The organism is Nonomuraea wenchangensis, assembly GCF_900111685.1.
Classification (GTDB): Bacteria; Actinomycetota; Actinomycetes; order Streptosporangiales; family Streptosporangiaceae; genus Nonomuraea; species Nonomuraea wenchangensis.
The window spans coordinates 1-8,017 of sequence record NZ_FOHX01000036.1 but is presented as its reverse complement, the minus strand read 5'-3'; the positions used below and the strand labels follow the sequence as shown (position 1 = coordinate 8,017).

Genomic DNA, 8,017 nt, shown 5'->3' with positions numbered 1-8,017 from the left:
GCCGCAGCCGCCGCGGGCCTGCCGACCCTCGCCGACAGCGGCTACGACGGCGCCGGGATCGGTATTCACAAGCCGATCAAGCAGCCCGACGGCAACCAAACTCTCAGCCCGGAGAACCGCACCTACAATCAGCTGCTACGCGCCCTGCGTTGTCTCGGCGAACGCGGGTTCGCCCTGCTCAAAGGCCGCTGGCGGATCCTCCAGCACATCACGCTCAGTCCCAGCGCCATCGGCGACATCGCCCGCGCGGCGCTTGTCCTCACTCATTTTGAGCACGACTACCTACCGGCAATTGGCTGAGATCACGTCAGTGAGGGCGCATCCCAATTCGTCCCAGGCCGGTAAGCTAAATGCGCAAATCCGCGTTTCGCTGGTAGGGCATGACGAACAACCTGGTGCCGGGCCAGCTCAACGTGGTGCAGGCGGCGTTGAGCCTGCTCTCACCCAGGCGTGCAGCGGGACGTGATCAGACCACGTGCTCCGGGCGTAATCGACGAAGCATTTCCGTACGCGGCCCTCACCGGCGAACACGTAATCAATCTTCCGCTTGCGGGTCACGTAGGTCCAGCGCCGGCGCGGGTCGCATTCGTCGCGGCCCTTGTAGGCCGCGGCGGCGTCGCGCGGCACCAGGTTGAGGTCGCCACCGATCACACCCCGGCCGAGCTTGAACAGCTCGCGCAACTGGATGTGCCGGTAGGGCCTGCCCTTCTGCCTGTCGTCGTAGCTCGATCCCGACGAGAAGTGCGCGGTGCAGAACGCCCGGTCGGCCGTGCAGACGGCGTACCTGCGGGCTCCCCACGGCGGCGAGGTCAGCGCGTGCACGACGAGGCCGGTGTCCGTTCCGGCCACGGCCAGGGTGACGCTCAGCACCCCGCGTGGCCTGCCGTTTCTGTCGGGCAGGCACTGGTACGGAGAACCGTCCGAATACATCAGCCCCGCCGACCGGACGCTCCAATTCCGGCCGGTACGGCGTTCGAGCTCGTGTTCCAGGTCGGCGTCGGCGCCCGTGCAGAACTCCTGAAGGAAGACCACGTCCGCCTCGGTCGCCAGCACTGCCACGTGCCAGGCCAGCTCGGCGTTCGAGCGGCGGAAGAGCGCGCACCCGGCGTTGGTGCCCGCACAGACGTTCCACGTCATCACGTGGAGGAGAGGGGGCTGTGCCTGTACGGACAGGTTCGGTAACAACAGTCCGGCGATCACGAGCTGGCTGATCATCATCACCGAGATCCCTCCACACATGATCCGAGCCGTCAAAAGACCGCTCAACCGGCACATCTGGCAACCAGGAGCCTATTGGTCTTCATGGGGTGAGACCCGGGCGTACGAGCTGCCAAGAGCCTCTTCTCATGCCAACCCGTCCCGGTTCTCTCCTGCTGATCAGCCCGATCAGGTTGGAAAAGCCTCACTGATGAGGAGAAGCAGCGAGCCCGAGACAGGCTCGACCTTTTGCGCTGAGCGCAGGGCACACTCAGGGCACATCGCATCGACAGGGTGCGGCAGACACTCTCAAACGACGATCAGCAAACCGGCAGCTCGCGTTGTGCCCTTCCGACCGGATGCCGGTTGTAGACCTCCCGAATCGAAACCCGGCCTAAGGCCGACTAGTCACCCTCCGCCCCTGTGACCAGGGGAGCACCATTCGTTGAACCGGTGACCGCTGCGGCGGTGGCCAGCTCACCATCGGCCAGGCTGCGCCAGGGGGCGTCGGGGCTGATCGGCGCGGTCTTGTAGAGTCCGATCTGCGATTCCATCAGTGCGTCGCCGACACTGCCGAAGGAGGCGTCGATCCCGGCAGCCAGCAGATGCACGGTGAATCGGAAAGACGTGTATTGACTGTTGGAATCGCGGTGAGAGGGCGTCACGACATTCCGGGCGTCTATCCCCGACGGCCGACTCGCTCTCTTCAACCGTTCGCACGCCTCATCCACGACCTGCCACCATCGTGAAGATCACCCACAGCATCAAGCGCCAGAGCCAAGATCGCGAGGCTCTGTCATGCGGCCGGAGGCCGTAGGCCGAGCCACTGCTCGGCGTCCCAGGCATAAAACCGCTCGACCTCGGTGAACCCCAGCTTCGCCGCGAGGCGCATCGAGCCGACGTTGGCGCTCTGGGTGGTGAGCACTACCGGCTCGCCGGGAAGGACACCGTCGAACCAGTCGAGTGCCGCCGCGCACGCCTCGGCGGCATACCCTTGCCCCCATGCCTTTGGCAGGAACAGGTAACCGAGATCGGCCTTCCCCACAGCAGCCGGGCGGCGGTGCCCGGCTGCTCTCCTGAGCAGGATCTGGCCGATCATCGCCCCGTCGAGCTCGACGACGAAACTCCCGGGCCATTGCTGGGGCACCTCGGGCATCTCACGCTCGAGCTCGTCACGCGGGCGGGGACCGCCGAGGTAGGTGTGCACCTCTGGCGAGGCAAGCAGCTCGATGAACGTTGGACGGTCCCGCGCCTCGGGCTCACGGAGCACGAGCCGCTCGGTCCGGATCGGCTCAGGCGGCCAAACCACCTGTCCTAGATCTGACATGCGCGCAGGCTAACAATCTTGTAGGGCGACGTTCAACGTGGACATGAACGCGTGGCTCATCGGCAGAGCTACGGGCGCGGCTGGGTGAACGATCCCGGCTCTTTCGGTCGGCCATAGCACCTAGGGGAGCTGACATGACCGACGGCATCACCCCTCTACTCTCACGACATCCGTTGAAAAGACCGGAGGAGCGGCAGAGTTCACACTTCCTTTTCCGTCAGCGCCCCCGAGGTTCCACCTCTCGCCATCGCCGCTTTGACCAGGCCCTTTTCTACTATCGTGGGGCACCGTGCAGATGAACCGGATCGCCGTCGTCGGGTCCGGCGGGAGCGGCAAATCCTACGTCGCCCGCGAACTCGGCCGTCTGCTCGGTGCGCCGGTCACGCACCTCGACGCGATCTACTACGACGACGAATGGAACCCGCTGCCGCCGGAGAAGTTCGAGGCCGTTCAGCGGGAGTTGGTCGCGGCGCCGCGCTGGGTGATCGACGGCAACTACAACTCCTCGCTGCACGTCCGGCTGGAAGCGTGCGACACCGTGGTGATGATGGACGTGCCTACCCGGGTCGCCCTGTGGGGGATTCTCTCCCGCCAACTCCGGCATGGCGCCGGCCAGCACACCTCTGGCGTCTACAACCGCATCCACTGGGGCGTGATCACCTACGTCGCCACCTACCGTCGGCGGATGCGCCCCAAGGTGCTGGCGAAGATCCACGAACCCGGTTGAGGTAGTAATGGATTGAGAAAGCCTTAACGCTCCCCATCATCCCGTACTCGAGTCCAAGGGCGTTGCCCGGACGCCAGACTATGGCGGGAACGACCACTCGCATGCTGGGCCTCTTGTTCTGCGATTCTCACGGCGAGCGCGTCCAGATCGGAGGCGTGCAGGACATTGAGCAAATCGCCTGTGAGTTGGGCTGGGGAAAGGTATGTCTTCCGCCAGGCGGCTACACCGACAGCAAGATTTGACGCTATTTCCCAGTGATCGCCGTACTTGGCCTGCAGATCTTCGGCGGTGGCACGTGGGTGCGGGGTTGCGTCATGATTCACTGTTGCACCCCGCGTGCTGTGCGATCACTAGCGCTGCCTGATCGGGGAGGTGCGCGGGGACGACCCCGATCCAGTCACGGTGCATGTCTATGGTCGGCGTCGCGAAAAACACGTCTGTCGCGGCTCGGTTGGCAACGCGCGCCAACTCGACCAGGTAGCTACCGGAGCGCTCCCCGATGGTGACGGCGGCGACTCTCCGCCCGGCGGCGGCGTAGACGAGCAGCGCTGGTGGATATCGCCGTTTCTCGGCGCTGGATTCAGGTCGCCTCTCGCAGTCGAGAGCAATCCGGGTAATCAGCTCAGCCTGCACGCCTACTGTTTCCGCCATGTGCTCCAGAACGCGGTCCAGCGCGGCACGTTGCCGATCGGCTCCCGCCTCTGTGACAGGCTTTCCTATTTCTAGTTCTTCGAGCTGTGCGGATGTGTTCCGAGAGCGCATGACCACAAGGTAGGAAGGCCGAGGTCAAGCTGTCTGTGGCACTTTCGGCGGGCCGCGCTGTGAAGTGACACACGCCTATGGTTCTAGACCAACCGCATTCGCCAGTTTCCGCATCTCCGGTGTCAGCGTGCGACGGCGACCGACGATCGTCTGAAGCATGTCCTTGGCGTAACGCTGATTCGGAAGCCATGCGGGCGCTTCGCATGCAAGCTGCGACAGGATATCTAGAGCTTTGTCGTACTCGCGCAGCATGACATGAGCGTTGGCCACGTCCAGAAGATGCCGGTTTCGATTGTCGCTGGTGGGTCTCGATCCTGGAGGTACCTCGCGTGCGAGCCGTAGGGCCCGCTCTGGATGATGCTCGATGACGGCGTTCTCCACTCGCTTCATCTGAACCGTGGCCGGTCCGAACGTCGTGAAGTACTCGTGGTACGAGCCGTGTTCTCGCCCCATGCGAACCGCGCCCGACAGGGCCAGTCGCATCATCTCGTCCGCCTCGTCCGGCCGGTTGTCTCGAATGGCTGCCGCACTGCCGCGCAGCAACAGCCATCCCCAGGCTGAGAGCTCCGTGCTGGTCGCTCGCGACATGCGCGGCTCGATCTCGTCCGCCCAATCGACGGCCCGCGAACGTGCTTCGTCAAGGCGACGCCGACGCAGGAGCAGCCAGCACGAGGTGATGACGGCGGACGCAGCCTCTACGCGGTCGCCGGTCTCGATCGCGTCCGTCACGGCGCCTTCCAGGGCGATCTCGGCCACGTCGAACGCGCGGGTCTGTGTAGCCAGTGAGCCGACCAGCTGCAGGACTCTGGCGCGGACAGCCAGGGCTTCCGGCCCGCCATGCTCTACAGGGGTTTGTGCTTCCTTCACCAGGACGGGCAGGATCGTGGTCAACTCGGCGTATTCGTCGTCGTGGTACAGCCGTACGGCGCTTGCGATGGCGGACCGCAAGCCGTCAGCGGTCGGTACGTCTTCCACGTCGGCCGGGAGGCCCTGTAGCGCTTGCCGTAGTGGCGCGAGCCGATCCCCGTTCCCGCTCTGCTGTTCGGTCTCAGGAACGGGGCCGAGTAGCGCAGTAGTGGTGACGTCCAGCGCTGTGGCCCAGGCTCGAACGGTCTCGATACGTACGCTCTTGCGTTCGCCTTGCTCCACCTTCCGGATCAGGGACAGGGCGACACCGGACCGTGCGGCCAGCTCGCGCTGGCTGAGGCCGCGCAGCTTCCGGTAGGACTGCAAGCGCTCTCCGAGCGCCTGGTCGCCCGGATAATTGACTCGCCGCTTCAGCGGGAATGCCGATGTAATCCTGCCATGCGCATCGCCTCAGAAACCGTCGCTGACGGCATCCGCGAGCAGCTCTTCACTATCGGAGACATCCCCGGGGTGCTTTGGACGCCGGCCGAGGGCTCCGGCCCCCGGCCGCTGGTCCTGATCGGGCACGGCGGAGGCCAGCACAAGAAGGGATGGGAGGTCGTTTCCCGGGCCTTCCCCTACGTCACCTCCTGCGGCTTCGCGGTCGCCGCGATCGACGCGCCAGGTACCGGCGACAGGCCGGAGCACCCGCAGATCCGGCGGCTCGTCGCGCTCATACAGGAACGAGAGGCTGCGGGAGAGCCCTTCCGATTCGGCCCGGAATGGCCCGCCCTCAACGAAACCGTGGCGGCGCAGCTCATCCCCGACTGGCAGACCACCCTGGACGCGCTCCAGAAACTGGACTCCGTCGGCGACAACCAGCCCGTCGGGTACTACGGCCTGTCCCAGGCCGGTGAGATGGGCATCCGCCTCGTCGCGGCCGAACCTCGGATCACAGCTGCCGTCCTCGGCCTCGTCGGAAGCGACTGGCTCACCGACATCGCGGCGCGGATCACGATCCCGGTCGAGTTCGTGCTGCAGTGGGACGATGAAGGCGATCCGCGGGACTCGGTCATGAAGCTGTTCGACGCACTCGGCTCCGCCGAGAAAACCCTGCACGCCAACCCCGGCAGCCACTTTCGAGTCCCGTCCTTCGAGATCGACAGCTCGATCCGATTTTTCGCTCGGCACCTGGGTAGCCCTGGCGCCGCGAGCAGTTCCTGACACCATCCTTGGGTGTGGACGTCAGGGGTCGGCTGCCCCAGCGGATGCCCTTCTCGCTTCGGACGCCAACCCGGTGATCGGATTCCGGTCACAGCACTAGATTGCTCTGCATGGTCGCTGAGGGATCTTCGAAAGCCGCGTCCGCGCGGGTCCGGCTCATGGAGCGGATCCAGGCGATCACGCCCTGGGATCGGACGGAGGAGGAGCAGGCGGCCGGCGTGCTGGCCTGGATCGCTGGCGGGGCGCCGCTGTATCGGACCGGGAAGCCCGATGTTCCCGATCCGCATCTGGTGAGCTACTTCGTGGCGCTCAACCCGGACGAGGAGCTGCTGCTGGTGGCGCATCGGCAGGCTGGGCTGTGGTTGCCCAGCGGTGGGCATGTGGAGCCGGAGGAGGATCCCTGGGACACCGTGGTCCGGGAGTGTCAGGAGGAGTTGCACACGGCGGCGGTTCCACGTGCTGTCAGTGGTGACCGGCCCTTTTTCGTCACGTCGGCTCAGACTCGGGGTGAGGGGTCGGTCACGTCCACCGACGTGGTGTATGAATCAAGCTTCGAGTGATCCTGTTTCTGCAGGTTAAGCGGTAAGTGTCTGTGGGAGCGGGTTCGGGGCCGGTGTGTCGCCGGCGATGAGCCGGACGCGGGCTTTGGCCAGAATGTCCAGACCCATGTAGCGGCGGGCTTCGGTCCATTCGTCGGTCTGCTCGGCCAGGACCGCGCCGACGAGGCGGATGATCGCGGCCCGGTCGGGGAAGATGCCGACCACGTCGGTGCGGCGGCGGATCTCCTTGTTCAGCCGCTCCTGCGGATTGTTGGACCAGATCTGCCGCCAGGTCTCGCGCGGGAAGGCGGCGAAGGCCAGCAGGTCCTCCCGGGCGGCGTCCAGATGCTCGCACGCCGCCGGGTACTTGGCTTCCAGGGCGTTGATGACCCAAGCGTGCTGGGCGCGCACCTGTTCGGCGGTGGGCTGGTCGAAGATGGTGCGCACCAGGGTGGCCACCCACGGCTGGGCGCTCTTGGGCACGGTGGTGAGCAGGTTGCGCAGGTAGTGGGTGCGGCAGCGCTGCCAGGCCGCGCCCGGCAGGGCGGCGCCGATCGCCTCGACCAGGCCGCGGTGGGCGTCGGAGACGACCAGCTGAACACCGGACAGGCCGCGGGCGACCAGGCCGCGCAGGAAGGCCAGCCAGCCGGCGCCGTCCTCGGCCGAGGTGACCTCCAGGCCGAGGACCTCGCGCTGGCCGTTGGCGTTGACGCCGGTGGCGACCAGCGCGTGCACGTTGATCGTGCGCCCTGCCTCGCGCACCTTCTGCGTCAGCGCGTCCAGCCAGACGAAGGTGTACGGGCCGGCATCCAGGGCGCGGGTGCGGAACGCCTCCACCTGCTCATCGAGCGTCTTGGCCATCAGGCTGACCTGGCTTTTGGAGATGTTCTTGATGCCGAGTTGCTCGACCAGCTTGTCGACTCTGCGGGTGGAGACCCCGAGCAGGTAGCTGGTGGCGACCACGCTGATCAGCGCCTGCTCGGCCCGGCGGCGTCGCTCCAGCAGCCAGTCCGGATAGTAGGAGCCGGAGCGCAGCTTCGGGATCGCCAGTTCGATCGTTCCCGCGCGGGTGTCCCACTCGCGGCTGCGGTAGCCGTTGCGGGAGTTGGTGCGCTCGTCGCTGCGCTGCCCGTAGGCTGCTCCGCACAGGCTGTCGGCCTCGGCCGACATCAACGTCTCGGCCATGGTCTTCACCATGGATCGCAACATGTCAGGGTCGCCGGTCTCGATCTGCTGCGCCAGCCACTGCGCGGGCGTCACACTGGGATCTGCGGCCATCGTCTGGTTCTCCTTCTTGATCTAGCTACTCGAAGGATCACTCGATGGCCGTTCTTATTTCACGGCACCACGCCTATGACCAGGCCAAACTCGTACACCACTCCCGTGGACGCAACC

General features: G+C 65.8%; 10 protein-coding genes. 4 read left to right on the top strand and 6 right to left on the bottom strand.

Annotated elements, in window-relative coordinates:
• On the top strand, positions 1–300 hold a 300-nt coding region (locus tag BMW85_RS47945; protein ID WP_143082681.1), incomplete at its 5' end, for a transposase family protein.
• Positions 301–408: 108 nt separating this feature from the next.
• Here BMW85_RS47945 and BMW85_RS47940 read toward each other — a convergent pair.
• The 3 genes from BMW85_RS47940 to BMW85_RS47930 all read right to left on the bottom strand — a co-directional run bounded on the left by BMW85_RS47940 (position 409) and on the right by BMW85_RS47930 (position 2,467).
• Positions 409–1,218, bottom strand: coding sequence for an endonuclease/exonuclease/phosphatase family protein (locus BMW85_RS47940; RefSeq protein ID WP_091094438.1), 810 nt, complete (start codon positions 1,216–1,218; stop codon positions 409–411).
• A 383-nt stretch (positions 1,219–1,601) separates the two neighbouring features.
• Positions 1,602–1,928 (bottom strand): hypothetical protein, encoded by a 327-nt coding sequence (locus BMW85_RS52785; protein WP_143082680.1) that lies wholly within the window; start codon positions 1,926–1,928, stop codon positions 1,602–1,604.
• Between the two features lie 65 nt (positions 1,929–1,993).
• Complete coding sequence (locus BMW85_RS47930; RefSeq protein ID WP_245775502.1) at positions 1,994–2,467, bottom strand: GNAT family N-acetyltransferase; 474 nt, start codon at positions 2,465–2,467, stop codon at positions 1,994–1,996.
• 346 nt (positions 2,468–2,813) lie between these two features.
• Here BMW85_RS47930 and BMW85_RS47925 point away from each other — a divergent pair, with 346 nt between their 5' ends.
• On the top strand, positions 2,814–3,251 hold the full coding sequence (locus tag BMW85_RS47925; RefSeq protein WP_218156272.1) for a P-loop NTPase family protein: 438 nt from the start codon (positions 2,814–2,816) through the stop codon (positions 3,249–3,251).
• Between the two features lie 312 nt (positions 3,252–3,563).
• Here the strand turns inward: BMW85_RS47925 and BMW85_RS47920 are convergent, their stop codons facing one another.
• Together BMW85_RS47920 and BMW85_RS47915 are read right to left on the bottom strand one after the other, a co-directional pair.
• Positions 3,564–4,013, bottom strand: a complete 450-nt coding sequence (locus BMW85_RS47920) for a hypothetical protein (RefSeq protein ID WP_143082679.1) — start codon at positions 4,011–4,013, stop codon at positions 3,564–3,566.
• 75 nt (positions 4,014–4,088) lie between these two features.
• A complete protein-coding gene (locus BMW85_RS47915; RefSeq protein WP_091094434.1) occupies positions 4,089–5,294 on the bottom strand; it encodes a helix-turn-helix domain-containing protein in 1,206 nt (401 codons plus the stop codon).
• A gap of 24 nt (positions 5,295–5,318) precedes the next feature.
• Between BMW85_RS47915 and BMW85_RS47910 the strand changes: the two genes are divergently transcribed.
• Together BMW85_RS47910 and BMW85_RS47905 are read left to right on the top strand one after the other, a co-directional pair.
• A complete protein-coding gene (locus BMW85_RS47910; RefSeq protein ID WP_091094433.1) occupies positions 5,319–6,083 on the top strand; it encodes a dienelactone hydrolase family protein in 765 nt (254 codons plus the stop codon).
• Between the two features lie 110 nt (positions 6,084–6,193).
• Positions 6,194–6,643: an NUDIX domain-containing protein gene (locus tag BMW85_RS47905; RefSeq protein ID WP_245775501.1), complete on the top strand. Its 450-nt coding sequence runs from the start codon at positions 6,194–6,196 to the stop codon at positions 6,641–6,643.
• Positions 6,644–6,658: 15 nt separating this feature from the next.
• Here the strand turns inward: BMW85_RS47905 and BMW85_RS47900 are convergent, their stop codons facing one another.
• On the bottom strand, positions 6,659–7,900 hold the full coding sequence (locus BMW85_RS47900; protein WP_091094432.1) for an IS256 family transposase: 1,242 nt from the start codon (positions 7,898–7,900) through the stop codon (positions 6,659–6,661).
• Positions 7,901–8,017: the final 117 nt, after the last annotated feature.